Origin of the sequence: Alteromonas sp. OM2203 (genome assembly GCF_048517045.1) — a bacterium.
Classification (GTDB): Bacteria; Pseudomonadota; Gammaproteobacteria; order Enterobacterales; family Alteromonadaceae; genus Alteromonas; species Alteromonas gracilis.
The window spans coordinates 351,213-377,698 of the sequence record NZ_CP183209.1 but is presented as its reverse complement, the minus strand read 5'-3'; the positions used below and the strand labels follow the sequence as shown (position 1 = coordinate 377,698).

Here is a 26,486-nt window from a genome sequence, read left to right as displayed (position 1 = left end):
AGCGGCTTTTTTAAGACTTTGAAAAAAGTTAGCGATTAAACGCCAGCTTTTTCAACAACGTCAACTAGCATCCAAGATTTGTTCTTAGATAGCGGGCGACATTCACGTACTGTTACTACGTCACCTTGGTTGCACACGTTGTTTTCGTCGTGGGCGTGAAGCTTAGTAGAGCGCTTGATGAACTTCCCGTAGATTGGGTGCTTAACAAAACGTTCAACTACAACAGTGATGGTTTTATCCATCTTGTTGCTAACCACACGACCTTGTACTGTACGAATTTTTTGCTCAGTCATTACGCATCAGCCTTTTGAGTCAGAATGGTTTTAACACGCGCGATGTTACGACGTACTTTTCTCAACTGATCAGTTTTTTCAAGCTGACCGGTTGTGTGCTGCATGCGTAGGTTGAACTGTTCGCGTAGCAGGTTAATCAACTCTGCGTTCAGCTCTTCTACGCTTTTATCTTTCAGTTCAGTCGCTTTCATTACATCACCGTCCGAGTTACAAAGGTTGTTTTAAATGGCAGTTTAGCCGCTGCCAATTCAAACGCTTCGCGTGCAAGATTTTCAGGAACACCTTCCATCTCGTAAAGAACACGACCAGGCTGAATTTGGCATACCCAGTACTCAACGTTACCTTTACCTTTACCTTGACGCACTTCAAGAGGCTTCTCAGTAATTGGCTTGTCAGGGAAAACTCGAATCCAAATTTTACCTTGACGCTTAACGTGACGAGTCATAGCACGACGCGCTGCTTCGATTTGGCGCGCAGTCATTCGACCACGACCAACTGCTTTAAGGCCGTAAGTACCAAAGGCAACAGTATTACCCGCTGCCAAGCCGCGGTTGCGGCCTTTGTGCATCTTACGGAACTTCATGCGTTTTGGTTGTAACATGATTAGCCCTCTCGCTTAGCGTTGCGGCCTTTCTTCTTAGGTTGAGCAGCTGGTGCTTGCTCTTGAGTTGTAGGTAGACCACCTAGAACTTCACCTTTGAAGATCCATACTTTAACGCCGATGATACCGTAAGTAGTTGACGCTTCAGAGGTTGCGTAATCAATGTCCGCACGGAAAGTGTGCAGAGGAACGCGACCTTCACGGTACCACTCAGAACGTGCAATCTCTGCTCCGCCCAAACGGCCGCTAACTTCAACTTTAATACCTTTCGCGCCTAGACGCATTGCGTTTTGAACTGCGCGCTTCATAGCACGACGGAACATAACACGACGCTCTAGCTGGCTAGAGATGCTGTCAGCTACTAGCTGGCCATCTAGCTCTGGCTTACGTACTTCAGCGATGTTGATCTGAGCTGGCACGCCGGCTAGCTTAGATACGTAGTTACGTAACTTCTCTACGTCTTCACCTTTCTTACCGATTACTACGCCTGGACGAGCAGTGTGAATAGTCACACGGATGCTCTTAGCAGGACGCTCGATCACGATTTTAGATAGTGAAGCGTTTTTAAGTTGCTTAGTCAGATACTGACGTACCTGATGATCGTTATACAGGTTATCTGCATAGTCTGCAGTATTAGCGTACCAGGTAGATGTCCATGGTTTGCTGATACCCAGGCGTATACCTGTAGGATGTACCTTCTGTCCCATTATCTACTCCTAGTTATCCGCTACAACCACAGTGATGTGACTGCTGCGCTTAAAGATACGATCAGCACGGCCTTTGGCACGTGGCTTGATACGCTTCATAGTTGGACCTTCGTCAACGAAAATCTTGGCAACGACTAGCTCGTCGATGTCCGCGCCTTCGTTGTGCTCTGCGTTAGCAATCGCAGACTCCAAAACTTTCTTTACTAGCGCTGCGCTTTTCTTCGGGCTGTACGCAAGAAGCTCAAGAGCTTTCTCAACGTGCATTCCACGAATTTGATCCGCAACCAAGCGTGCCTTTTGAGCCGACGTGCGGGCAAAACGGTGTTTAGCTAATGCTTCCATCTTCCTACCCCTTAACGTTTAGCTTTCTTATCCGCGACATGGCCGCGGTAAGTACGCGTTGGCGCAAATTCGCCCAACTTGTGGCCGACCATTTCGTCACTAATAATGACAGGTACATGTTGGCGACCGTTATGGACCGCAATGGTCAACCCAATCATATCTGGGATGATCATAGAACGACGAGACCAAGTTTTGATTGGTTTACGTTCGTTCTTTTCCACTGCAGCCTCTACCTTCTTCAGCAAGTGAAGGTCAATAAAAGGACCTTTCTTGAGAGAACGTGGCATGGTGAATCCTCGCTATTACTTGTTTCGACGACGTACGATAAGCTTATCAGTACGCTTGTTGCTTCGGGTTTTCTTACCTTTGGTAGGAACACCCCAAGGAGTTACTGGGTGACGACCGCCTGATGTACGACCTTCACCACCACCGTGTGGGTGATCAACCGGGTTCATGGCAACACCACGAACGGTAGGACGAACACCACGCCAGCGTGTAGCACCAGCTTTACCTAGTGAACGAAGCATGTGCTCTGCATTACCAACTTCACCAATGGTGGCGCGGCAATCAGATAAAACTTTACGCATTTCGCCAGAGCGTAGACGTAGGGTAACGTAGTTTCCGTCACGTGCTAGGATCTGAGCGTAAGCACCAGCAGAACGTGCGATTTGAGCACCCTTGCCAGGCTTCATTTCAATTGCGTGTACAACAGAACCTACAGGAATGTTACGCATAGGTAGAGTGTTACCAGACTTGATCGGAGCGTCCGAACCAGACTGGATAGCATCACCTGCTTTCATACCCTTAGGAGCTAGAATGTAACGACGTTCACCGTCTGCGTACAATACTAGAGCAATGTTAGCAGAACGGTTTGGATCGTACTCTAAACGCTCAACTTTAGCTGGAATGCCGTCTTTGTTGCGTTTGAAGTCGATTACACGATAGTGTTGCTTGTGACCACCACCGATGTGACGAGTCGTGATACGACCACCGTTGTTACGACCACCAGACTTGCTGTTTTTCTCTAGCAAAGGCGCATAAGGTGCACCTTTGTGCAGGTCAGGATTAACGACCTGAACAACGTGACGACGACCGGCAGAAGTTGGCTTAGCTTTCAATAATGGCATTTCTAATCCCCTTCTTACTCAGCACCACCGACAAAGTCGATGTCCTGACCTTCTTTAAGAACCACGTAGGCCTTTTTCCAGTCGCTGCGCTTACCGAAAGACATGCCGTGACGCTTGGTTTTACCCTTAACGTTCACAGTACGAACACCTTCAACTTCAACTTCAAACAGTTTTTCAACTGCTGCTTTGATTTCAGCTTTGTTCGCGTCTTTAGCTACTTTAAATACAACTGTGTTGTTCGCTTCAGCAGCCATGGTAGACTTTTCTGAAACGTGAGGTGCAACTAGCACCTTCAGTAGACGTTCTTCTTTCATGCTAACGCCTCCTCAAGTTGTTTAACCGCATCAGCAGTCATTAGCACTTTCTCAAATGCAATCAAGCTCACTGGGTCGATGCCTGCTACGTCACGTACGTCAACTTTGTACAAGTTGCGTGCCGCTAGGAACAAGTTCTCATCAACTTCAGGAGTAACGATTAGAACGTCATTTAGTTCATATTCGTTAAGTGCAGAAATAAGAGCTTTAGTCTTAGGTGCGTCAACACCGAACTTCTCTACAACAACCAAACGGTCTTGACGGATTAGTTCAGACAGGATGCTCTTAATCGCACCGCGATACATTTTCTTGTTAACTTTTTGGTCAAAGTCACGAGGCTTTGCTGCGAAAGCACGGCCACCGCCAACCCAAATTGGGCTACGGATAGTACCAGCACGTGCACGGCCAGTACCTTTTTGACGCCATGGCTTCTTACCGCCACCACGAACTTCAGCGCGAGTTTTCTGCGCTTTTGTACCCTGACGAGCGCCTGCTCCGTAAGCTACAACTACCTGGTGTACCAGGGCTTCGTTGAATTCACGTCCAAAGGTCGCTTCGGATACTTCAAGAGCGCTTTGCGCGTCTTTCAATGTTAATTCCATCAGTTCACTCCCCAGACGTTACGCTTTAACAGCTGGCTTTACGATTACATCGTTGCCAGTTGCGCCAGGTACGGCACCTTTTACAAGGATAAGGCCGTTCTCTACGTCAACACGTACCACTTCCAAAGACTGCGTAGTCACTTGCTTGTTACCAAGCTGACCAGCCATTTTCTTGCCTTTGAATACTTTACCTGGTGATTGGTTTTGGCCAATTGAACCAGGTGCGCGGTGTGACAAAGAGTTACCGTGTGTCATACGCTGTGAACTGAAGTTCCAGCGTTTGATAGCACCTTGGAAACCTTTACCTTTTGATGTACCAGTGACATCAATCTTTTTAGTGTCGTTAAAGATTTCAACAGTGATTTCACTGCCTACTTCGATATCGGCACCTTCGTTATCTTCTAAGCGGAATTCTACTAGAGTGCGTCCAGCTTCAACACCAGCTTTAGCAAAGTGACCTGCTTCAGCTTTGTTGATGCGGTTAGCTTTTTTAGTTCCAGCAGTAACCTGAAGAGCGCGATAACCGTCAGTTTCCTCAGTACGAAGCTGAGTAACACGGTTTGGGGTCGCTTCAATAACAGTCACAGGGATAGACGTACCATCTTCAGTGAAGATGCGAGTCATACCCACTTTACGACCGACTAGACCAATCGCCATTGTTATAACCCTCTCTTGTTAGCCCAGGCTGATTTGAACATCAACGCCAGCAGCCAAGTCCAAACGCATCAACGCGTCAACTGTTTTATCAGTTGGCTCGATGATGTCTACCAAACGCTTGTGAGTACGGATTTCATATTGATCACGCGCGTCTTTGTTAACGTGCGGAGAAATCAGAACTGTATAGCGTTCTTTGCGAGTAGGTAGAGGAATAGGACCACTTACCTGAGCACCAGTGCGTTTCGCAGTTTCAACGATTTCAGCCGTAGACTGATCGATCAACTTGTGATCAAACGCTTTCAAACGAATGCGAATTCTTTGATTTGGCATCGATTAAGCTCCAATCGAAAGAACAAAAAAATTCACCTTTTCTCTTCCATTAATTCCGGAAAGAAAAGATGTGCGTAAACCGATGGTTCCCTATCGGAACCCTGTTCTTTTTTCTAGCACGCCAGCAACAGCCTAATCAGTTATGATAAATCCGTTACTTCGGCAACCACCCTAAAAGCAGTGAGGTCGCGGCTAAAAATTCATGCCCGTATTGGGCAGTGGGCGCGAATTATACAGAAAGGAAAGAGCAATGCAAGAGATAGTTTGCTTTTTATACACATATTTTTAGGCTATATAACTGTATGTAACTGTCTATAAGTAGTATTGTTGCTTTCTCGGTATGCGTATACCTTATTACCCTACGAAGAAAATTATAAATAATTAGAAATGGACGGGCCGTCCTTGTTAGAAGTGAGAATATGGAAGTACTGAATAACCAGCAAACTTTTGCACAAATAAAACGTATCCTTAATAACCATTCCACACTTTTGGATGCGTACGGGTTGTTGGAACCGATTATACTCGAGTTGTTCGGTGCCCAACGTATGAGTATTTTCCAGCGCCGACGTCAACACCAGGATTTAGTCGCTCGCTTTAAAACAGGTAAGGAAACACTTGAGATAAAGGTTCCTATCAGCCCAATGTCCATTGCAGGGTATGTTGCACTATCTCAAAAAGCCGTCGTTATCGACGACCCATATAGCCCCACATTGCTACAAAGTATTCACCCCCGTCTTCGTTTCGCGGATAGATTCGACAAAGACAGCGACTTCAGGACACAAAATATTCTGTGCGTTCCCATAATGAATGCGGGCGTTTTGATGGGTGTTATCCAAATCATCAACAAAGTAAATGGGCCTTTCACTGAGAACGACTTAAAACTTGGTAGCGCCCTTGCACTTATTCTCGGCGACAAGTTTAGATTTGAACTCGGCGGCACTAATAACCCTTTCGATCTTCTCGTTCATAAAAGCCTTCTAGAAGAAGCGACCCTTAAAGACATTCAAACAAGTACACCGGATATTCGGGCTTTTGTTCAGCGGCTAGTATCTGAGTACCGCATACCCGAAGACGAAATAGGCAATTCACTGTCTATTCATTACCAAGTACCCTTTATTTCTTACTTACCCGATAAATATCACAGATTTGAAAACGAAAGTCGGCTAAATGTTTCTTACCTAAAAAGGAACTATGTTGCAGTTATTGCTGATGCGCACGACAAACCTATCGTGCTCATGGCAGAACCTAATAATGCAGCACTGCTCATGGAAATTGAAAGTGCTATGGGTATTGATAGTTATGAAATAGCGGTGAGCCTTCCTAACTTAATTCTGCAATACCTAGGTGAAAATACCGGCGGCGGTGGCCCTGGTGAGATGAGTGATATTCTGGATGAAATAAGCTCATCGAACGATGACAGCGACGAGCAAATTGATGAGTTATCAGACGACGCGCCTGCCGTTGTACGTTTGGTTAGCCGCATATTGCATGACGCAAAAAGACTTAATGCATCAGACATTCATATCGACCCGGAAAAAAACGCTCCAACACGCGTGCGCATGCGGGTAGATGGCGTCTGCCGTGACATGAACCAAGTGCCTAACTCTCACCATAGCGCCGTTATTGCACGTATAAAAATCATGTCTAACCTAAACATTGCGGAGAAGCGCGTACCGCAAGATGGAAAACTCGCCTTTAGAATGAACGGGCAGCTGGTCGAAGTGCGGGTTGCCACAATTCCAACCGTCGCCGGTGAAGGAGTGGTAATGCGGATATTGGCGTCGGGTGGCGCCATGCCGATCGATAAGATGAACCTAGCGCCAACAAATCGCGCGCGTCTAGAAGAAATGATTAAAAAGCCACACGGTATATTACTTGTGGTAGGGCCCACAGGTTCGGGTAAAACGACGACCCTTCATGCTATTTTGGGTTATCTAAATACGCCAGAGAAGAAGATTTGGACGGCAGAGGATCCTGTGGAAATTACCCAGCCAGGGCTTCAGCAGGTTCAAGTAAGCCCCAAGATAGGTTTTAATTTCGCCGCTGCGCTACGGGCATTTTTGCGTGCTGACCCCGATATTATTCTCATTGGTGAGATGCGTGATAAAGAGACCGCTCATGCGGGTATTGAAGCCTCGTTAACCGGGCACTTAGTACTTTCAACGCTGCATACTAACTCTGCCCCTGAAACCATTACTCGCCTACTCGATTTAGGCCTTGACCCAGTCAACTTCTCTGATGCTTGTGTGGGGATATTAGCGCAGCGTCTTATTAGAACCTTGTGTGGTAGTTGCAAGGAGAAATACCTTGCTACCGAGACTGATATCGCGTTTATAGAGCGCCAGTACGGCAAGGAGCTCATGTCAGAGCTAAACATCCAAACGCCTCTTGAACTCTACAAAGCAAAAGGATGCCAAGAGTGCGGCAATACTGGTTACAAAGGCCGAACCGGTGTCCATGAACTATTGGGTATGACACCAGAGCTTCGCTCTATGGTTTATAAAGAGGCGAGTGTCGCAGACATGAAATCACAGGCAGCTAAAGATGGAATGCGTACGCTCGTTCAAGACGCCATTTACAAAGTGATCAAAGGTGACACCGACTTAGCACAGGTTCAAATTATAGGCGGTGAATAGCCTCCGTTTTTGTGGTGCAGAGATGGAATCTCAAAAGAACTGTACCTTTGCTCAGGTTATTTAGAGCAAAGTGTGTAGTACAAATATATAAAAAAGGAAAGGAAACCCAATGAACAGAAGACTCATTTTAGCTACAGCAATAACTTTTCTTAGCTTGTCTTTATCAGCAGTTGCGCAAGTAAAAACTAAAAATCATATCTGGAAGTCAGAGTATATATCCACCTTAGAGCTAGGTTTACATGCATTGAAAGCGAAAAGGTATGGCAAAGCGCTCGAGAAATTAACCGAGTCAGCAAAAATGGGAAATAAAGAAGGCCAATATTACCTTGCCCAAATGTACTTTCAAGGGTGGGGAACCCCTGTAAGCTACGAAGAAGGTTGGTTATGGTTAAGTGTTGCTATGGAGCAAAAAACTGCTGAATGGAATCGCTCTTATCGTCAAATCAAAAATGCGCTGCCAGAAGATTATATAGAAGCGTTAGAGCCATACGTGGATGAATACATGTCTTTATATGGCGCTGACGCACAAGATTTAAGATGTGAAAAACGAGCGGCTATTGGGTCTAATATTAAAGAGATCATTTGCGAAAAACGTTACTACTAACACCAAATAAAAATGCCGCCTATTCAAAACTGAATAAACGGCATTTCTTTGCTTGTATGGTGACCTACTTTTTCAAATATTCCCTGATCACGTAGTGCAGAATTCCACCGTTTTCAAAGTACGTAAACTCATTTGATGTATCAATTCTGATATCCATCATGAAAGCAGTAGTTTTACCATCGTCAGTAACAGCTCTTACCTCTACCTCAGACTGTCCACGTTCAACAGCATCAATAGAGAAGGATTCATTACCTTTGAGTTCTAAAGAACTTGCGCTATCCCCCTCTTTAAATTGCAATGGCAAAATCCCCATTCCAATCAAATTCGAGCGATGGATGCGTTCATAACTCTCGGCTAGAACCGCCTTGACTCCCATGAGCGATGGCCCTTTCGCAGCCCAATCTCGACTAGAGCCCGTGCCGTATTCTTTACCACCAATAACCACAGCAGGTACACCTTCCTCTTTATAGCGCATCGCCGCATGGAAGATAGACATACTATCACCGCTTGGATAATGGGTAGTTGCACTGCCTCGGGTGCCTGGTGCTAATTGGTTTTGAAGACGTACGTTAGCGAACGTACCTCGCATCATTACTTCGTGATTACCTCGTCTCGAACCGTACGAGTTGAAATCTTTAGGATCAACGCCCTCTGCCTGAAGATACTCACCTGCTGGACTATCATTAGCAATGGCTCCCGCGGGTGATATATGATCAGTTGTAATTGAATCTCCTACTTTCACCAAACATCGAGCGTTCTCTATCGCCGTCAATACCTCAGGCTCTTTCTCCATCACTTCAAAAAATGGAGGATGCTTGATATAGGTAGAGTCAGGCCAATCGTAGACCGATGTTTTGCTTACCTCTAGCTCGTTCCACTCGCCACTGCCTTTAAATACATCAGCATATTTCTCTTTAAATAAATCACCTGTAACATTTTCGGCGATGTTTTGCTGAATCTCTTCTTCGGTTGGCCAGATATCTTTCAAGTATACGGGCGCACCATCACTCGCTTTACCAAGCGGCTCTTTAGTAATATCAATATTCATATTACCCGCAAGTGCATATGCAACAACAAGAGGTGGAGACGCGAGGTAATTCGCCGCGACGTCTGGGTGGATTCGGCCTTCAAAATTACGGTTACCGGATAGCACAGAGGTGACGGTGAGTTTTGCCTTTCTAATCGCATCTGAGATAGCATCTGGCAGCGGGCCTGAGTTACCGATACACGTTGTACAACCATAGCCCACTAAATTAAAGCCTAGTGATTCTAGCGGGTCCATGAGACCGGCATCTTCTAAATATTGCGTTACCACTTGAGAGCCTGGAGCAAGAGAGGTTTTTACCCAAGGCTTACGCGTTAGCCCTTTTTCTGCTGCCTTTTTGGCCAGCAGACCTGCTCCAACCAGAACAGAAGGGTTTGAGGTGTTCGTACAGCTCGTGATTGCTGCAATAACAATAGCGCCATCTTCAAGATTGAACTTACTTCCTCTAAATTCCACAAAAGAATCATGGTCTTCGTCAACATCGTCGGTCGTGCCTAGACCTGCCTCCGCGATGAGATCGGTTTCCTCATCTAGCACTTTTACGTCAATTTGAGAGCGATGCCATTCGTTAAATGCCTCTGCGGCATTGTCGAGCGCTATGCGATCTTGAGGACGTTTAGGACCTGCTAGAGAGGGAACAACTTCTTCTAAATTTAGTTCTAACGTTTCGTGATACTGTGCGTCTTTGGAGTGGTCGTCATGCCATAAGTGGCTAAACTTCGCATAGGCTTCAACAAGTGCAATCTGATCTTCGTCTCTTCCCGTCAGACGCAAGTAATCCAGCGCTATATCATCGATAGGGAAAATACCGCATGTAGCACCGTACTCTGGCGCCATATTTGCGATAGTGGCACGATCCGCTGTTGTCAGATGCTTAAGGCCCGGCCCATAGAATTCAACAAATTTTCCGACTACGCCGTGTTCACGTAACTGCTGTGTAATAGTAAGCACCATGTCGGTGGCAGTGACGCCAGCAGGCAATTTACCTGAAAGCCTAAAACCAACTACCTTTGGTAACAGCATAGTAACTGGCTGACCAAGCATTGCTGCTTCTGCTTCAATACCACCCACTCCCCAGCCTAGAACGCCGAGGCCATTAATCATAGTGGTATGCGAATCTGTCCCTACCAAAGTATCGGGATAAACCAAGGTTTCCCCATCTTGCTCTTTAGTGAAAGCACAGCGTGCTAGATACTCTAAATTAACTTGGTGGACAATGCCGCGGCCAGGAGGAACCACTTTAAAATTATCGAAGCTAGACTGGCCCCACTTCAAAAACTGATAGCGCTCTTTGTTTCGCTCTATTTCTATATCTGTATTTTTTTCTAACGCATTTTCTTCAGCGAAATGGTCAACCATAACAGAGTGGTCGATGACTAGCTCAACTGGGTTTAGCGGATTAATCGCTTGAGCATCTCCTCCTAGCCTATTCACCGCATCTCTCATGGCTGCAAGGTCGACAATAGCAGGAACACCTGTGAAATCTTGTAATATAACCCGGGCCGGCACGAATGAAACTTCGTGGTCAGCGTGATTTTCAATATCCCATTTAGCAACTTGTTCTATATCGCCGCTGTTAACGAATTCTTGGTCTTCGTGACGAATCAAGTTCTCTAAAAGAATTTTGATACAGAACGGAAGCCGGTCGAGCGCATACTTACTACCTATACCGTCAAAATTAACTGCCTTGAAGCTTTTACCATTAACCTCAAGCTGCGAAAAAGACTTATATGTCATACGCTCTCATCCTTCTTTGCCTGTTCATAATTTAAAATGACGATGATAAGTGATTACGTTAGCAGAATTTGAAGCAGTATCACTTACTCGCTCTTGGTATGTATTTGTACGGCTGAAACATGAAAAAAAGTTCACCTAAAAACGATATACCGACTTCTTTTTGGAAGTGGCCAATATTTAGCTTTAGCCCTATAGTTCATAGTGCCACTCACAAAGAGTCGGCAGTTGAAATAATCGAGATTTTAAACAAGGCCAAATAAGGTCATTATTAAAGTGGCGAATTGCAACTATTTCAAAACTGGTCGACCCAGTTTACAAATTAGCAACAATTGTATTTTCTTATAAATCCACAGAGGTTATGCTTTAAGACCAAGCCAAATAAGAAACCTTTGCTGCGTCCTCGCAATTATTTTTATTGAAGGTGTCGAGCAAAGATTAACAATAATAATGACGCTATCATGACACACCCGTTAGTTAAGAAGTACAATTTAGAGCCCCATCCTGAAGGGGGATTTTACCGTCAAGTGTTTCGTTCTGAACACGAGACAACATCATATGCTCATAATCAGACGCGCCCTGCGCTAACCCATATCTATTTTCTTCTGTTAAAAGGCCAGGTCAGTCGCTTTCATCGAGTACTGCACGATGAAGTGTGGAACCACTATGAGGGCGCGCCACTTCAATTATTTCAATTAGAGAATCAACAAATGTGGGAGCGCCGCATCGGTGGTGGGGATAACGAATATGTAGAAGTTGTGAAAGCGGGAAATTTCCAAGCAGCAGCAACTATGGGCGAGTATTCACTTGTTGGGTGTTCTGTGGCACCGGGTTTCGATTTTAAAGACTTCAGTTTTATCGAAGAGCCATCTATGCAAGAGTGGATAAAAGTCGCGCATCCTGATCTTTTGCGTTTTATCTAAGCCTCAATAATGGCTTTTCGGAACACATCTTACCTGCGATTTTGTGATAGCTTGAACTGGATTTTTCTACGCTGATCAAGGATGATAACGGCAGTTTTTTAAATATACGTCTGAACGTCCATTTTCTGGCAGTATCTCAGACTATTTCACTCAAACGCCGCAGGTAACTCAACTATGTATAAATTGGTACTTATTCGTCATGGAGAAAGTCAGTGGAACTTGGAAAACCGTTTCACAGGCTGGCACGACGTTGATTTGACCGACACTGGTGTAGCACAAGCGAAAACCGCAGGTCAGCTTCTAAAAGACGCTGGATTTACATTCGATCAGGCATATACTTCTGTCCTTTTGCGCGCAATTAAAACGCTTAACATTGCACTAGAAGAGATGGGTCAACATTACCTTCCCGTCGAGCGTCACTGGCGTTTGAACGAGCGTCACTATGGCGCGCTTACTGGCTTAGATAAGGCAGAAACTGCAGCTAAGCACGGTGAAGAGCAGGTTAAAATTTGGCGTCGTAGCTTTGATATTCCACCTCCTGCGGTAGAAGATGACAGCGAGCACTTCCCGGGTCACGATCCACGCTACAACAATGTAGATTCTGATATCTTGCCACGTGGTGAGAGCCTAAAACTAACAATCGAACGCGTACTGCCTTACTGGCATGACGTCATTCGTCCAGACATCCAAGCCGGCAAGCGCGTAATCATTGCCGCCCATGGTAACAGTCTTCGTGCACTTGTTAAGTACCTAGATGGTATGTCAGATGACGAAGTATTAGGTCTGAACATTCCTACAGGTGTTCCACTTGTATACGAATTAGATGAGAACCTGAAGCCGATTTCTAAAGAGTATCTTGGCGACGCTGACGCTATTAAAGCAATGATGGATGCAGTAGCTAAACAAGGCCAAGCGAAGTAAGCTTAAACCTATTAAACACTAAAAAGCCTGCTTAAGCAGGCTTTTTTATGGATATCGGTTAAGACTAAATTGGTACTTTCACCAACCAGTTGTGGGTATCTTCCACTTTACCCCATTGGATATCATTTAACGCTTGTCTAAGTTTCATTGTCACTGGACCAGCTTCGCCGTTACCAACCTGATACTCTTTATCGTTGTGAATAAAAGTTCCTACTGGTGTAAGGACGGCCGCTGTACCTGAAAGGGCAGCTTCAGTATTAGGTTTCGCTGAGCGCTCTAGTAGTTCTTCAACTGTGATATCGCGTTCACTAACCGTCATGCCATGGTCTTTAGCTATCTCTAGGATAGTTGCACGGGTTACGCCATGTAAAAAGCTAGAATCTAGGCCCTTAGTGATGATTTCATTACCGTCAATAAGTAAGAAGTTAGCAGCACCTGTTTCCTGAACATCACCATTTGGGCAAAACAAAATTTGGTCAGCCTGTACTTCCTTTCTCGCCTTAAGGATAGGAGGCAATGCACTAGCGTAGTTGCCGCCACTCTTCACCATACCCATATGTGGCGCGCAGCGCATACCGGTTTCATCTAATAACAATCTTAGTGGCTTCAGGCCGCCTGCGAAGTAATCACCTACCGGTGACAACAGTACATACAGCATGGATGTAGCTGATGGCGCAGCCGCTTTACCAATTGATGCTTCTGTTCCAATGTGAGTCGGACGGATGTACATTGAACCAGGAGGCTCAGGTACTTCAGATGCGTATTTAGCAACAATATCAATGATCATCTTTTCTACCTGAGCTTTGTCTATTTCAGGTAAGTTTAAAAGACGACTACTTTGAGCAAAACGCTCAATATTCTTATCCATTCTGAAAATGTTAATACTGCCATCTTCATGTTTGAAAGCCTTTAAGCCTTCAAAGCATGTGCTTGAATAATGGAGTACGTGAGCGCCCGGATGAAGTTGAATGCTATTAGCACTGACAAATTCGGTGTCAGTCCATTGATCGTTGACAAAGGTAGCAAGTGCCATTTCTGGCATGAATACTGTACCGAATACGGCCATTAGTTCGTCCTATTTACTTCGACTAAAAAGATATTCGCAAGAGTTTACCAAAAAACCTACACATTGCTAAAAGTAAGTCGATTCTATTAAGGCTTTTATCGAATAAGACCGTCTATGAATACTGACAGTAAAAAAAATTAGAGGCACAAAAAGCAAAGAAATGTGCTTTAGATGTTAGCTTTTCTATATGGTGTTAATCTTGAATGTTTACTGTTTTCCCTCAAGCGCTTTTTCTAGCAACTGTTCTATTCGTTTAACGCTTTCAATAAGTAACTTCATATCATCGTTTTCATCAACTTTTTCTTTATGGAACGCGCCAGTATTTGTTAGTAACTTATCTTTTTGCGACAAAATTGTCTCTCTGAATGCATCGGCGTCATTTATACCAATAAGTGAAACCAAAGCGCCTTGCGCCGATTGCCCAGCAGTTTCGAATGACAACCGATATAAATTGAAAAGCCGCATTAAGGGTCCTTGGACCATAGCTACATCGGTAATTTTCTCTAAAGGAATAGACTTCTCTTCTTTGTTAAATACACCGCGTTTTACGACCAGCTTTCGCTCTGTCACAACGGCAGACATGGCGGCCAATATTTTGCCACTGATCAGGAAAAACAAGGGGATGGATATAATCAAGAAAGGTATACCTACTATAGTGATAGACGACACCAACAGTAAACTTAAAAGCCAGTAGGTTTTTACCGCAGGGTTAAAAGTGGCTTCAAATATTACTCTCTCAGACATCATCAGTTCCTTTTAGTTGGATATCTTCAAGTATAACCCTAACAAGTGCGAGAAATGGAAAACAATTTACTGGTTATTATTGATACGCAAAGTATTAGCTTTTGAAGTCAGAGTGCATTTCTCTAAATATTGGGGTCAGAGTCTGAGGTATCCCCACAAATAATATAACGATATCAGCGAGATAAAAAAGATAGGAACATTCATGACGTTTGGTGATCAGATCAATCGCCAAAAATCACTGAGGCCAAACAGCCATGAATGCCCTATCTATTGTGAACAATGTCGTATCGCTTGTCAGCTACAATATGCATAAAACTCGTCTAAGTGCGGTCACGGCGTGCGTCAAAAGTCTGCTTAATGGAAGCGCTGCGACCGTAACCAGCATAGGTCGAGGAATCAATACTAAAGCCTTTGAAAAACATCGGATTAAACGTGCTGACCGCTTGCTCTCAAACCCGCATTTAGTAAGTGAAACACCGCTCATCTATGCATCTATATGCCAACTATTTTGCGGCAACACAACACGCCCTGTTATCTCAATCGACTGGTCAGATTTAGATGACCGTAAAGCGCATTTTCTTTTACGCGCGGCAATATCTTTAAAAGGTCGGCCCGTCACACTTTATCAAGAAGTGCATTGCAACAAGACCAAAGAGAAACCAGCCACCCACAAAGCATTCTTAAAGGCATTACACGCCATGTTACCTTCAAATTGCCGACCCATTATCGTTACCGATGCAGGGTATAAATCGCCTTGGTTCAGGGCAGTTAGGGCACTTGGATGGGACATTATTGGACGTATCCGTAAGCCACATCTTTATTCACTTGATAGAGGAGATACGTGGCAGTGTATTCGCTATCTCTATACTCAAGCAACCTGTCGTCCGAAGCGTTTTGATAACAGCCAAATAGTAAGAAGTAATCCCTTTGACTGTACGCTAGTTCTTTTTAAACAGAAATCTAAAGGGCGTCATGCTTCAAATCCAGATGGTACACGTAAAGCCTCAAAACGCTCAAAAGTGCATGCGCAAGGGGCGAAAGACCCATGGCTATTAGCGACATCACTGGCACCTCATCGAAGCTTATCAAAGCAAGTAGTGGCCATTTACAGGCAACGAATGCAAATTGAAGAAGGCTTTAGAGACATGAAAAGCACGAAGTTCGGGCTTGGCTATGAACAGAATAAAAGCGTGAAAAAGCAGCGTCTAACAATACTGGTATTGCTGACTACGTTAGCGTCACTGGTGGCAATACTACTGGGTATGGTGGTCGTCTCTTCGAATAAACATCGGCGCTTCCAAGCAAATACCGACACCAGAAGCGTGCTGTCATTCCACTATCTCGGCCTGAGAGCTGTTGCTTGCCGAATACGATTCACTATGCGACAGTGGAAAGCTGCACTCAAATGGTACAGCTCCATAGTCGACCGGGCCTGGGCCGCAGGCACATGGAATTAAATTCGTGGGGATCCCTCAGACTCTGACCCCATTTTTTGTTTCTTCCAAACGCAAAAAACCCGCCGTTAGGCGGGTTTCTTTTAATGGGACCTGGCAGTGTCCTACTCTCACATGGGGAGACCCCACACTACCATCGGCGCTAATACGTTTCACTTCTGAGTTCGGAATGGAGTCAGGTGGTACCGTATCGCTATGGCTGCCAGGAAAAACTTTTAGTGCAGAATCATGATGCTTTTTATCATGACTTCTGCGCAAGGAGGACTAACAGTACTCTTTAGAGCCTATTTAATCATCGTTGCTTAATAACTAACAATTTGGGAAAGATAATATTAATTCAATCAGTGAGTAACTGCTTTTTACTCTTACTTGCTGCTCTTTATCAGAGCTTAGCTTGTCTACAACACTCAGAAGTCCAAAGCTTCTTGGGCGTTGTATGGTTAAGCCTCTCGGGCAATTAGTACAGGTTAGCTTAACGCCTTACAACGCTTCCACACCCTGCCTATCAACGTCATCGTCTATAACAACCCTTCCAGACCTTAAAGGTCAGGGATGACTCATCTTTGGGCCGGCTTCCCGCTTAGATGCTTTCAGCGGTTATCCGTTCCGAACGTAGCTACCGGGCAATGCCATTGGCATGACAACCCGAACACCAGCGGTTCGTCCACTCCGGTCCTCTCGTACTAGGAGCAGCTCCCATCAATCATCCAACGCCCACACCAGATAGGGACCGAACTGTCTCACGACGTTCTAAACCCAGCTCGCGTACCACTTTAAATGGCGAACAGCCATACCCTTGGGACCGACTTCAGCCCCAGGATGTGATGAGCCGACATCGAGGTGCCAAACACCGCCGTCGATATGAACTCTTGGGCGGTATCAGCCTGTTATCCCCGGAGTACCTTTTATCCGTTGAGCGATGGCCCTTCCATACAGAACCACCGGATCACTATGACCTACTTTCGTACCTGCTCGACGTGTCTGTCTCGCAGTTAAGCTAGCTTATGCCATTGCACTAACCTCACGATGTCCGACCGTGATTAGCTAACCTTCGTGCTCCTCCGTTACTATTTGGGAGGAGACCGCCCCAGTCAAACTACCCACCAGACACTGTCCACAACCCCGATAAGGGGCCAATGTTAGAACATCAAACATACAAGGGTGGTATTTCAAGGACGGCTCCACACAATCTAGCGACTGTGCTTCAAAGCCTCCCACCTATCCTACACATGTAGGTTCAATGTTCAGTGCCAAGCTGTAGTAAAGGTTCACGGGGTCTTTCCGTCTAGGTGCGGGTACACAGCATCTTCACTGCGATTTCAATTTCACTGAGTCTCGGGTGGAGACAGCGTGGCCATGGTTACACCATTCGTGCAGGTCGGAACTTACCCGACAAGGAATTTCGCTACCTTAGGACCGTTATAGTTACGGCCGCCGTTTACCGGGGCTTCGATCAAGAGCTTCGTCCGAAAACTAACCCCATCAATTAACCTTCCGGCACCGGGCAGGTGTCACACCCTATACGTCCTCTTACGAGTTTGCAGAGTGCTGTGTTTTTAATAAACAGTCCCAGCCACCTGGTCACTGCGGCCCCCATTTGCTTACCACGCGAAGTGTTCACAAACAGGGGCGTACCTTCTCCCGAAGTTACGGTACAATTTTGCCGAGTTCCTTCACCCGAGTTCTCTCAAGCGCCTTAGTATTCTCTACCTGACCACCTGTGTCGGTTTGGGGTACGGTTCATATAATCATAAGTTTAGAAGCTTTTCCTGGAAGCAGGGCATCAACAACTTCACTCCCTTGGGAGCTCGTCTCGCGTCTCAGCTTTAAAAACCCGGATTTACCTAAGTTTTCGGCCTACTCGCTTTCACTTGGACAACCAACGCCAAGCTTGCCTAGCCTTCTCCGTCCCTCCATCACTGATTATATAAGTACGGAAATATTAATCCGTTTCCCATCGACTACGCATTTCTGCCTCGCCTTAGGGGCCGACTTACCCTGCCCTGATTAGCATGGGACAGGAAACCTTGGTCTTCCGGCGTGGGAGTTTTTCACTCCCATTATCGTTACTCATGTCAGCATTCGCACTTGTGATATGTCCAGCAAGCTTTACAACTCACCTTCATCCACTTACACAACGCTCCCCTACCCAGCACAGTAAACTGTGCTGCCGCAGCTTCGGTATATTGCTTAGCCCCGTTACATCTTCCGCGCAGGCCGACTCGACTAGTGAGCTATTACGCTTTCTTTAAAGGGTGGCTGCTTCTAAGCCAACCTCCTAGCTGTCTGTGCCTTCCCACATCGTTTCCCACTTAGCAATATTTTGGGACCTTAGCTGGCGGTCTGGGTTGTTTCCCTCTCCACGACGGACGTTAGCACCCGCCGTGTGTCTCCCGGATAGTTCTCATTGGTATTCGGAGTTTGCAAAGGGTTGGTAAGTCGGGATGACCCCCTAGCCTTAACAGTGCTCTACCCCCAATGGAATTCGTCCGAGGCTCTACCTAAATAGATTTCGGGGAGAACCAGCTATCTCCCGGTTTGATTGGCCTTTCACCCCCAGCCACAGGTCATCCCCTAACTTTTCAACGTTAGTGGGTTCGGTCCTCCAGTTGATGTTACTCAACCTTCAACCTGCCCATGGCTAGATCACCGGGTTTCGGGTCTATACCTAGCAACTAAACGCGCAGTTAACACTCGCTTTCGCTACGGCTCCGTTATTCACTTAACCTCGCTACTAAATATAAGTCGCTGACCCATTATACAAAAGGTACGCAGTCACACCACGAAGGTGCTCCCACTGCTTGTACGTATACGGTTTCAGGTTCTATTTCACTCCCCTCACAGGGGTTCTTTTCGCCTTTCCCTCACGGTACTGGTTCACTATCGGTCAGTTAGGAGTATTTAGCCTTGGAGGATGGTCCCCCCATATTCAGTCAAGATAACACGTGTCCCGACCTACTCGATTTCACTGTAAAGATTGCGTCGTGTACAGGGCTATCACCTTGTATCGCTCCTCTTCCCAAAGGATTCCACTACATTCAATACAGCTTAAGGGCTGTTCCCCGTTCGCTCGCCGCTACTAGGGGAATCTCAATTGATTTCTTTTCCTAAGGGTACTTAGATGTTTCAGTTCCCCTCGTTCGCCTCGTTACGCTATGTATTCACGTAACGATACCTGTAAACAGGTGGGTTTCCCCATTCGGACATCTGTGGCTCAAATGCATTTTGTCGGCTCACCACAGCTTTTCGCAGACTTACACGTCCTTCATCGCCTCTAACTGCCAAGGCATCCACCGTATACGCTTCGTCACTTAACCATACAACCCCAAACAGCCTTTTGACTTCTGTCTAAGTTATGTCGCATGAATGACAAGCTAATCGGAAGAATTGCCTTGTTATCAATAAATTGATAACAAGCAATTCAGTCAAGTAGAGTAAAAAGTCATCTTTCGATTTCTCAGTTACTCAATTTTGATTGATTACTATTAATATCAGCTTTCCAAATTGTTAAAGAACATTTGATGTTTCCTGCAAAAGCAGTACTTTCATCTTTAGAGTAAAAAACCCTAATCAATGCTTACTGAAACAGTAAATATTCATTAGGATTTCGGGTCCAACGTGACACATAAAATCAGTTTCTACCTTAGCCTTTAACTACCGCCAACTTTAGCGAGTAGAAAAACCGTCAGGATGCTGGGTCGGTCACCCGATTCCCTTCCGGTTAAGCGGCTTTTTCACGACCACTTGCGAAGCAAGTGCAGGTGAATGGTAGGCTTGGGCAGACTTGAACTGCCGACCTCACCCTTATCAGGGGTGCGCTCTAACCAGCTGAGCTACAAGCCTTCAGTTTCTAAGCTTGTTAACAACAAACTCAGTGTCAAGTAGATGGTGGAGCTAAGCAGGATCGAACTGCTGACCTCCTGAATGCAAATCAGGCGCTCTCCCAGCTGAGCTATAGCCCCATAAACTTGTGTCGTTCTTCATTTTTAAACAAGACTATCTGTGTAGGCACTGCATCAAGTGCGTCTTTCGACGTAATGGTAAGGAGGTGATCCAACCCCAGGTTCCCCTAGGGTTACCTTGTTACGACTTCACCCCAGTCATGAAACACAAAGTGGTAATCGTCCTCCCGAAGGTTAGACTAACTACTTCTTTTGCATCCCACTCCCATGGTGTGACGGGCGGTGTGTACAAGGCCCGGGAACGTATTCACCGCAGTATTCTGACCTGCGATTACTAGCGATTCCGACTTCATGGAGTCGAGTTGCAGACTCCAATCCGGACTACGACATTCTTTAAGGGGTCCGCTCCACATCACTGTCTCGCTTCCCTCTGTAAATGCCATTGTAGCACGTGTGTAGCCCTACACGTAAGGGCCATGATGACTTGACGTCGTCCCCACCTTCCTCCGGTTTGTCACCGGCAGTCTCCTTAGAGTGCCCAACTTAATGCTGGCAACTAAGGACAAGGGTTGCGCTCGTTGCGGGACTTAACCCAACATCTCACGACACGAGCTGACGACAGCCATGCAGCACCTGTGTCTGAGTTCCCGAAGGCACGAAACTATCTCTAGTAACTTCTCAGCATGTCAAGTGTAGGTAAGGTTCTTCGCGTTGCATCGAATTAAACCACATGCTCCACCGCTTGTGCGGGCCCCCGTCAATTCATTTGAGTTTTAACCTTGCGGCCGTACTCCCCAGGCGGTCTACTTATCGCGTTAGCTTCGCTACGCACGCCTTAAAGGCACACACAGCTAGTAGACAGCGTTTACGGTGTGGACTACCAGGGTATCTAATCCTGTTCGCTACCCACACTTTCGCACATGAGCGTCAGTCTTTGGCCAGGGAGTCGCCTTCGCCACTGATGTTCCTCCAGATATCTACGCATTTCACCGCTACACCTGGAATTCCACTCCCCTCTCCAAGACTCTAGTCTGCCAGTTCTAAATGACCATCCCAGGTTGAGCCCGGGGCTTTCACATCTAGCTTAACAAACCGCCTGCGTGCGCTTTACGCCCAGTAATTCCGATTAACGCTCGCACCCTCCGTATTACCGCGGCTGCTGGCACGGAGTTAGCCGGTGCTTCTTCTGTTGTTAACGTCACGGCTAGCAGGTATTAACTACTAACTTTTCCTCACAACTGAAAGTGCTTTACAACCCGAAGGCCTTCTTCACACACGCGGCATGGCTGCATCAGGGTTTCCCCCATTGTGCAATATTCCCCACTGCTGCCTCCCGTAGGAGTCTGGGCCGTGTCTCAGTCCCAGTGTGGCTGATCTTCCTCTCAGAACAGCTAGAGATCGTCGCCTTGGTAAGCCGTTACCCTACCAACTAGCTAATCTCACTTGGGCCTCTCTTTGCGCCGGAGCCTAAGCCCCGCTTGGTTCGAAAACATTATGCGGTATTAGCAGTCGTTTCCAACTGTTATCCCCCTCGCAAAGGCAAGTTCCCAAGCATTACTCACCCGTCCGCCACTCGTCAGCGATGTGCAAGCACATCCTGTTACCGTTCGACTTGCATGTGTTAGGCCTGCCGCCAGCGTTCAATCTGAGCCATGATCAAACTCTTCAATTAAATATATCGAAATATGAATCGTCGTTATGTGACACTCTTAACGAGTGCCCACACAGATTGTCTTGTCTAAATTGTTAAAGAACATTCACTAGAAGCCGTTGCTTCTTAGTGACTCACCCTGTTCGAGTGAGGTGCGCATTATACGCTGGAAGTTTTCGTTGTCAACACTTTTTGAAAATTTATTTTCTGAAGCGTTTCTTCTAAACTCCCGTCTTTACTGGCCTATAAAGGTAGTAGAGACTTACTTCAGGAGGGTTGCTGTTTTGCTTTTCCCCCGAAGCGGATGCGCATTTTAGGGAAATGAGCGCTCACGTCAACACTTATTTTAAAAAAAACCTTATTTTTCGATCGTTTGCACAAACAACACTCAAAACGTTCATTTTACCTACGAATTAACCATGCTTTTAATCATCTATAAGGTTAGTTGAGTGGTAACTGCTGGTTTGTACTATAAATTAAGTACCACGTAACTACTTAACTGTACGCTCTAATTAGGAACTCACTATGAAAGTTTCAGAGTTTAAAACCGCAGGAAAACTCATTACGGGTCTTGGTTCTATAAAGGCGCTGGCAGATGAGATGACGCGACTGTCTATCAGAGACTGCGCCATTGTGACTGATAAGGGTGTTTCTTCTTCAGGCCTTCTTGATCAAGTACTGAAATTAATCCCCTCTTCGCCATTACTTATTATCGATGACATTCCACCTGAGCCAGAAGTTAATATTATAGAAGCTAAATTAACGGTGCTCCGTGAGAACAAGGTTGACGGAATTATTGCCCTTGGCGGAGGCAGTGCTATTGATAGCGCAAAAGTACTTGCAGCTACCTATGACTACACTGGAAGACTAAGCGAACTGTTCGGTGAGAATACGCTTTCGAAACGACGCCTACCTCTCATCGTCATTCCTACTACCGCCGGAACAGGCTCGGAAGTTACTAACATAGCTATCTTGTCTGATCCGATAGCACAAATGAAGAAAGGCATTGTTAGTCACTGCTTATTACCCGATGTTGCTATTGTTGCACCAGAGATGACTAAAACGTGCCCGCCGTCTATTACAGCAGCGAGCGGTATAGATGCATTTGTTCACGCCCTTGAAGCGTATATAAGTGTTAATGCCAGCCCGATTACTGACGCCCTCGCAGAAAAAGCACTACAGCTTATCTTTAATTCACTACATCACGCTTATAATAATGGAGAAAACTTATCTGCACGTGAAGATATGGCCACCGGCAGTTTAATGGCTGGCCTTGCGTTTGGAAATGCGGGCGTAGGTGCGGTACATGCATTGGCTTATCCGTTAGGCGGTAGGTTTCATTTATCACATGGTATGAGTAACGCTGTTATGCTACCCCATGTCTTAAAAGTAAATGCGCCGTTCTGCCAAGACAAACTTTACTGCGTGGCTAAGCTTTTAAAGGTATGTGAGCGCCACCACTCAAAAGAAGAAGCCATTAAGCGGTTATTAACTGCTATAGAAAAACTGTGTCGCGATGTCGGTATTCCCGCTTCACTCACCCACTTTAATATTTCGCCTTCTTGTGTAACGGAATTAGCAGAAGAGGCGAGTAAAGTAACTCGCCTTCTTCGCAATAACCCCAAGCAATTGAGTATTGAAGAGATTGAAGATATCTACCGGCTTGCGTTTTAAAGCGGTCTTACCCACATATTTTTAAAGCTAACTAAGTTGCCATGGTCTTGTAATTGAAGCGGTGCGCATCCGTGAGCTTTATATTCGGGCGCACCGATCCATTCAGTTGTACCTTGGATCTCAGTATGGTTCTGAACCACCACCCCGTTATGTATTACGGTAACATAGCCCTTCGTTGCCAGCTTTTCACCATTAAAGGTGGGTGCTTTATATATGATGTCATAAGTTTGCCATTCACCGGGGGTCTTCATAGCATTGACCAAAGGAATGGTTTGTTTGTACACACTCGCCGCTTGTCCATTGGGATAGGTCTTATTCTGATATGAGTCCAATACTTGAATTTCATATCGCTGCTGAAGGAAGATACCGCTGTTGTTGCGCTGCTGTCCTTCCATACCCGCCTCTGGTTGCGGTACTTTCCACTCTACGTGCAACTGAATATCACAAAACTCAGTATTTGTTTTGATGTCACCCGTTCCTGGCATCACTGTTAGTACACCGTTTTCCAGCGTCCACTTAGCCTCATCTCCTTTTAATGACGTCCAGTTTGACAAGTCACTACCTATTAAAGCTATCGCATCAGAGGGTACACCTGCCTTATCAAAAGAAACCACTTCAGGAACCGGCTCCCAAACTTCTGTTTTTGCGGCCTGTTGTTCGCGTGTTAAACGCGATTCGCTTTTCTCAGTATCTTCATCTGTTGCAGCACATGCAAAAAACGGCGTAAGCAATGCCACAGTTAAAGCCACGAGTGTTTTATTCATAGTGTTATACCCTTTTCTAATCTGTTCCATCACGTGTTGCGTTTGGCTCTATTGTTTTTATTCCCATCATTAGGTTCTGCGTATCTAATATCACGTCGCCCACGCCTTATCACCCTTCTCATAGGGGTATGCACCGTCGAAACGTCCGGGGATAGCTATATATCGAAGCACTTTAGTCGCGCCAACTTGAGATGTGAAAAAGCAATAGAGTGTTAGCTGTTTAAGTAACGTAAAGTAGTGAGGGGTTGGCTCATCGGTGCCTGGCTCCCATTGGCTAGGCTTTCCTGTTTCAACGCCTTGATAAACACCGTTAGCAAGGTTAGCCGCTTTCGCTTCTACATCAAGGTCGTTAAATAGAGCCTCTCGTTCTAGTTTGGTAAGCTGTACAAACTGCTTATTGAAACGACTTTGACTTAGCGAAGATATTTTCTTAATGCCATCAAGAAAGGTCTTTTGAAGTAAAGGTGTGTAGCAATCGGTTACCAGCACAGCCATTGTTGCACCAACGTTTGCAGCTTTTGCTCCAGGCGTATCTGTTTGGGGGATGATTACCTCCCCCATCTCGTTGAGTAGAGCCACGTCTTTTTCATTAAATAATGTGTCACTTAGCGGTACCGCAGGAATATCTTTGTATGCAAACACATTCCCTGCAAATAACGCCGTACCTGTGGCTGTCGCGATAAGTTTAAGTAGTTCTCTGCGCTCCATTATAAGTTTCCTCGCTTTAACTCTTCCACGGCAAACTCAGCGGCTCTTGCCGTTAGCGCCATATAGGTTAGCGACGGGTTAACACAACTGCCTGATGTCATTGCTGCACCATCTGTAACAAACACGTTAGGTGCGTCCCATACTTGGTTATACGCATTTAACACGGACGTTTTTGGATCTCTGCCCATACGCGCTGTACCCATTTCGTGAATACCCATGCCAGGAGCATAGTCGGCATCCCAACCTTGAACATTCTTAAGCCCAGCGGCTTCAAACATATCAACGGCGTCTTGCTGCATATCTTTACGCATCTTAAGTTCGTTTTCTTTAATCTCTACATCCATTGCGAGTACTGGTAAGCCCCATTTGTCGGTAACTTTTTTGTTCAAGTACACTTTGTTTTCGTGGTACGGAAGCATTTCACCGAAAGCTGTCATCCCGATGGTCCAAGGACCCGGTTCGGTTATCGCATCTTTAAGCCCAGCTCCTATACCAAGCTCTGCAATATCTTTGCGCCACCCTGAACGACTTGCGCCGCCTTGATAACCAAATCCTCGCAGATAGTCTCGCTTATCGCCGCCCCAGTTTCTAAACCTTGGCACATAGAAGCCACTTGGCCTGCGACCGTAGGTATATTTGTCGTCAAAGCCTTCTACGTCTGCCGAGGCACCCACTCTAAAGTGGTGATCCATAACGTTGTGGCCCAGCTCTCCACTACTGCTACCCAATCCTCCGTCCCACACGTCTGTGGCAGAATTCATCAGTACCCATGCCGAGTTCAAAGCTGACGCATTAACGAAAACGATTTTACTTTTAAATACATAAGTCTCGTTGGTTTCTGCATCGATAATTTCAACGCCAGTTGCGCGCTTTTTGTCTTTGTCGAACAAGATCTCTTTTACAATCGAGAAAGGTCTGAGCGTTAAGTTACCTGTTTTTACCGCAGCCGGAAGGGTAGATGCTTGGGTACTGAAATAACCACCAAACGGACACCCCAACCAACACTTATTGCGGTACTGACAATGAACACGCCCTTGTTCGGGCTTGCTTTGTGTCATGTTTGACGTGCGGCCATGCAATATATGACGGGAGCCCTCAAACGCTTTCTTAACGCGGGCAGCTACACTTTCTTCTACAATGTTCATCGGCATTGGGGGCTGGTAGATACCGTCAGGCAACACATCTAATCCGTCTCGGTTACCACTGATACCCGCAAATTTTTCTACGTAGTCATACCAGGGTGCCAGATCTTGGTAGCGAATAGGCCAGTCAACCGCAATACCTTCTTTAGCATTGGCTTCAAAATCTTCTTTGTTCAAACGGTAGCTTTGACGGCCCCACAATAGTGAACGCCCTCCTACATGGTAGCCTCTATACCAGTCGAAGCGCTTGTCTTCGGTATAGGGGTTTTCTTTTTCATTGGCCCACATACCGTAGGTTTTTTCATTTAGCGGGTAGTCGCGCTTAAGTACAGGATAATCTACTTTCATTGCCTGCGTGGGCAAATCACGGTGAGGATAATCCCAGTCCTCTTTATGCGCGTTTTTATAATCCTTTATGTGCTCAATGTTTTGGCCGCGCTCGAGCATCAGCACCTTCAAGCCCTTCTCGGTTAGCTCTTTTGCAGCCCAACCGCCACTGATACCAGACCCAATAACAATTGCATCATATTCGTTACTCGCCATAA

The 26,486-nt window shown here is 45.9% G+C and carries 23 protein-coding genes, 2 tRNA genes and 3 rRNA genes; 6 read left to right on the top strand and 22 right to left on the bottom strand.

Translation table 11 applies throughout. The features are described from left to right. Window positions 1–35: 35 nt before the first annotated feature. From rpsQ to rpsJ, 11 genes are read right to left on the bottom strand one after another with little or no spacing between them, the layout of a single operon-like run. Window positions 36–293, bottom strand: coding sequence for a 30S ribosomal protein S17 (gene rpsQ / locus ACM0P2_RS01680; protein ID WP_012516966.1), 258 nt, complete (start codon window positions 291–293; stop codon window positions 36–38). After that, entirely contained in the window at window positions 293–484 is a 192-nt protein-coding gene (gene rpmC, locus ACM0P2_RS01675; protein ID WP_012516965.1) for a 50S ribosomal protein L29, read from the bottom strand. The genes rpsQ and rpmC overlap by 1 nt, the downstream gene beginning before the upstream one ends. After that, entirely contained in the window at window positions 484–894 is a 411-nt protein-coding gene (gene rplP, locus ACM0P2_RS01670) for a 50S ribosomal protein L16 (RefSeq protein WP_014947979.1), read from the bottom strand. Before rplP ends, rpmC begins: the two co-directional genes overlap by 1 nt. Window positions 895–896: 2 nt before the next feature. Further along, window positions 897–1,601 (bottom strand): 30S ribosomal protein S3, encoded by a 705-nt coding sequence (rpsC, locus tag ACM0P2_RS01665; RefSeq protein ID WP_014947978.1) that lies wholly within the window; start codon window positions 1,599–1,601, stop codon window positions 897–899. Between the two features lie 9 nt (window positions 1,602–1,610). Beyond that, window positions 1,611–1,943 carry a 50S ribosomal protein L22 gene (gene rplV, locus ACM0P2_RS01660; RefSeq protein WP_105930584.1) on the bottom strand — a complete coding sequence of 111 codons (333 nt, stop codon included), beginning with the start codon at window positions 1,941–1,943 and terminating at the stop codon, window positions 1,611–1,613. 11 nt (window positions 1,944–1,954) lie between these two features. Continuing rightward, window positions 1,955–2,230, bottom strand: coding sequence for a 30S ribosomal protein S19 (gene rpsS / locus ACM0P2_RS01655; protein WP_012516961.1), 276 nt, complete (start codon window positions 2,228–2,230; stop codon window positions 1,955–1,957). A gap of 15 nt (window positions 2,231–2,245) precedes the next feature. Further along, complete coding sequence (gene rplB, locus ACM0P2_RS01650) at window positions 2,246–3,070, bottom strand: 50S ribosomal protein L2 (protein WP_159119639.1); 825 nt, start codon at window positions 3,068–3,070, stop codon at window positions 2,246–2,248. A 14-nt stretch (window positions 3,071–3,084) separates the two neighbouring features. Further along, window positions 3,085–3,384: a 50S ribosomal protein L23 gene (gene rplW, locus ACM0P2_RS01645; protein ID WP_012516959.1), complete on the bottom strand. Its 300-nt coding sequence runs from the start codon at window positions 3,382–3,384 to the stop codon at window positions 3,085–3,087. Continuing rightward, entirely contained in the window at window positions 3,381–3,986 is a 606-nt protein-coding gene (rplD, locus tag ACM0P2_RS01640) for a 50S ribosomal protein L4 (protein WP_012516958.1), read from the bottom strand. Before rplD ends, rplW begins: the two co-directional genes overlap by 4 nt. 18 nt (window positions 3,987–4,004) lie before the next feature. Next, complete coding sequence (rplC, locus tag ACM0P2_RS01635; protein WP_025256850.1) at window positions 4,005–4,643, bottom strand: 50S ribosomal protein L3; 639 nt, start codon at window positions 4,641–4,643, stop codon at window positions 4,005–4,007. Between the two features lie 18 nt (window positions 4,644–4,661). Then, window positions 4,662–4,973, bottom strand: coding sequence for a 30S ribosomal protein S10 (rpsJ, locus tag ACM0P2_RS01630; protein WP_010179497.1), 312 nt, complete (start codon window positions 4,971–4,973; stop codon window positions 4,662–4,664). A 419-nt stretch (window positions 4,974–5,392) separates the two neighbouring features. On the opposite strand from rpsJ, the gene ACM0P2_RS01625 reads away from it, so the two are divergent. Together ACM0P2_RS01625 and ACM0P2_RS01620 are read left to right on the top strand one after the other, a co-directional pair. Further along, window positions 5,393–7,609, top strand: a complete 2,217-nt coding sequence (locus ACM0P2_RS01625) for a GspE/PulE family protein (RefSeq protein WP_419227191.1) — start codon at window positions 5,393–5,395, stop codon at window positions 7,607–7,609. Between the two features lie 109 nt (window positions 7,610–7,718). After that, window positions 7,719–8,213 (top strand): sel1 repeat family protein, encoded by a 495-nt coding sequence (locus ACM0P2_RS01620; RefSeq protein ID WP_159119637.1) that lies wholly within the window; start codon window positions 7,719–7,721, stop codon window positions 8,211–8,213. A gap of 64 nt (window positions 8,214–8,277) precedes the next feature. Here ACM0P2_RS01620 and acnA read toward each other — a convergent pair whose 3' ends face one another. Continuing rightward, window positions 8,278–10,995, bottom strand: coding sequence for an aconitate hydratase AcnA (acnA, locus tag ACM0P2_RS01615; RefSeq protein ID WP_419227190.1), 2,718 nt, complete (start codon window positions 10,993–10,995; stop codon window positions 8,278–8,280). A gap of 458 nt (window positions 10,996–11,453) precedes the next feature. Here acnA and ACM0P2_RS01610 point away from each other — a divergent pair, with 458 nt between their 5' ends. Next, window positions 11,454–11,915: a cupin domain-containing protein gene (locus tag ACM0P2_RS01610; protein ID WP_419227189.1), complete on the top strand. Its 462-nt coding sequence runs from the start codon at window positions 11,454–11,456 to the stop codon at window positions 11,913–11,915. A gap of 174 nt (window positions 11,916–12,089) precedes the next feature. Then, window positions 12,090–12,836, top strand: coding sequence for a 2,3-diphosphoglycerate-dependent phosphoglycerate mutase (gpmA, locus tag ACM0P2_RS01605; RefSeq protein WP_105930590.1), 747 nt, complete (start codon window positions 12,090–12,092; stop codon window positions 12,834–12,836). 64 nt (window positions 12,837–12,900) lie between these two features. Here the strand turns inward: gpmA and ACM0P2_RS01600 are convergent, their stop codons facing one another. Together ACM0P2_RS01600 and ACM0P2_RS01595 are read right to left on the bottom strand one after the other, a co-directional pair. Beyond that, entirely contained in the window at window positions 12,901–13,902 is a 1,002-nt protein-coding gene (locus tag ACM0P2_RS01600) for a branched-chain amino acid aminotransferase (protein ID WP_419227188.1), read from the bottom strand. 207 nt (window positions 13,903–14,109) lie between these two features. Continuing rightward, entirely contained in the window at window positions 14,110–14,646 is a 537-nt protein-coding gene (locus ACM0P2_RS01595) for a PH domain-containing protein (RefSeq protein WP_419227187.1), read from the bottom strand. Window positions 14,647–14,900: 254 nt separating this feature from the next. Here ACM0P2_RS01595 and ACM0P2_RS01590 point away from each other — a divergent pair, with 254 nt between their 5' ends. Continuing rightward, on the top strand, window positions 14,901–16,103 hold the full coding sequence (locus ACM0P2_RS01590) for an IS4 family transposase (protein WP_419226736.1): 1,203 nt from the start codon (window positions 14,901–14,903) through the stop codon (window positions 16,101–16,103). Window positions 16,104–16,191: 88 nt separating this feature from the next. Here ACM0P2_RS01590 and rrf read toward each other — a convergent pair. The 5 genes from rrf to ACM0P2_RS01565 form a co-directional block, all read right to left on the bottom strand. Next, a 5S ribosomal RNA gene (gene rrf, locus ACM0P2_RS01585) occupies window positions 16,192–16,307 on the bottom strand. A 229-nt stretch (window positions 16,308–16,536) separates the two neighbouring features. After that, a 23S ribosomal RNA gene (locus ACM0P2_RS01580) occupies window positions 16,537–19,417 on the bottom strand. Between the two features lie 449 nt (window positions 19,418–19,866). Beyond that, window positions 19,867–19,943, bottom strand: a tRNA-Ile gene (locus tag ACM0P2_RS01575). A gap of 43 nt (window positions 19,944–19,986) precedes the next feature. Beyond that, window positions 19,987–20,062: transfer RNA gene (locus tag ACM0P2_RS01570), tRNA-Ala, on the bottom strand. A gap of 79 nt (window positions 20,063–20,141) precedes the next feature. Then, a 16S ribosomal RNA gene (locus ACM0P2_RS01565) occupies window positions 20,142–21,674 on the bottom strand. The 16S, 23S and 5S rRNA genes sit together here with 2 tRNA genes alongside, the layout of an rRNA operon. 504 nt (window positions 21,675–22,178) lie before the next feature. On the opposite strand from ACM0P2_RS01565, the gene ACM0P2_RS01560 reads away from it, so the two are divergent. Then, window positions 22,179–23,327, top strand: a complete 1,149-nt coding sequence (locus tag ACM0P2_RS01560; RefSeq protein WP_173361158.1) for an iron-containing alcohol dehydrogenase — start codon at window positions 22,179–22,181, stop codon at window positions 23,325–23,327. On the opposite strand, the gene ACM0P2_RS01555 is transcribed toward ACM0P2_RS01560, so the two are convergent. From ACM0P2_RS01555 to ACM0P2_RS01545, 3 genes are all read right to left on the bottom strand, one after another. Continuing rightward, the gene (locus tag ACM0P2_RS01555; RefSeq protein ID WP_173361157.1) at window positions 23,324–24,091 is read right to left on the bottom strand and encodes a 3-keto-disaccharide hydrolase; all 768 of its coding nucleotides are present in this window, start codon (window positions 24,089–24,091) and stop codon (window positions 23,324–23,326) included. The two genes, ACM0P2_RS01560 and ACM0P2_RS01555, sit on opposite strands and share 4 nt — an antisense overlap. Window positions 24,092–24,181: 90 nt before the next feature. Then, on the bottom strand, window positions 24,182–24,799 hold the full coding sequence (locus tag ACM0P2_RS01550; protein ID WP_173361156.1) for a gluconate 2-dehydrogenase subunit 3 family protein: 618 nt from the start codon (window positions 24,797–24,799) through the stop codon (window positions 24,182–24,184). Next, entirely contained in the window at window positions 24,799–26,484 is a 1,686-nt protein-coding gene (locus ACM0P2_RS01545) for a GMC family oxidoreductase (protein WP_173361155.1), read from the bottom strand. The genes ACM0P2_RS01550 and ACM0P2_RS01545 overlap by 1 nt, the downstream gene beginning before the upstream one ends. Between the last annotated feature and the right edge of the window lie 2 nt (window positions 26,485–26,486).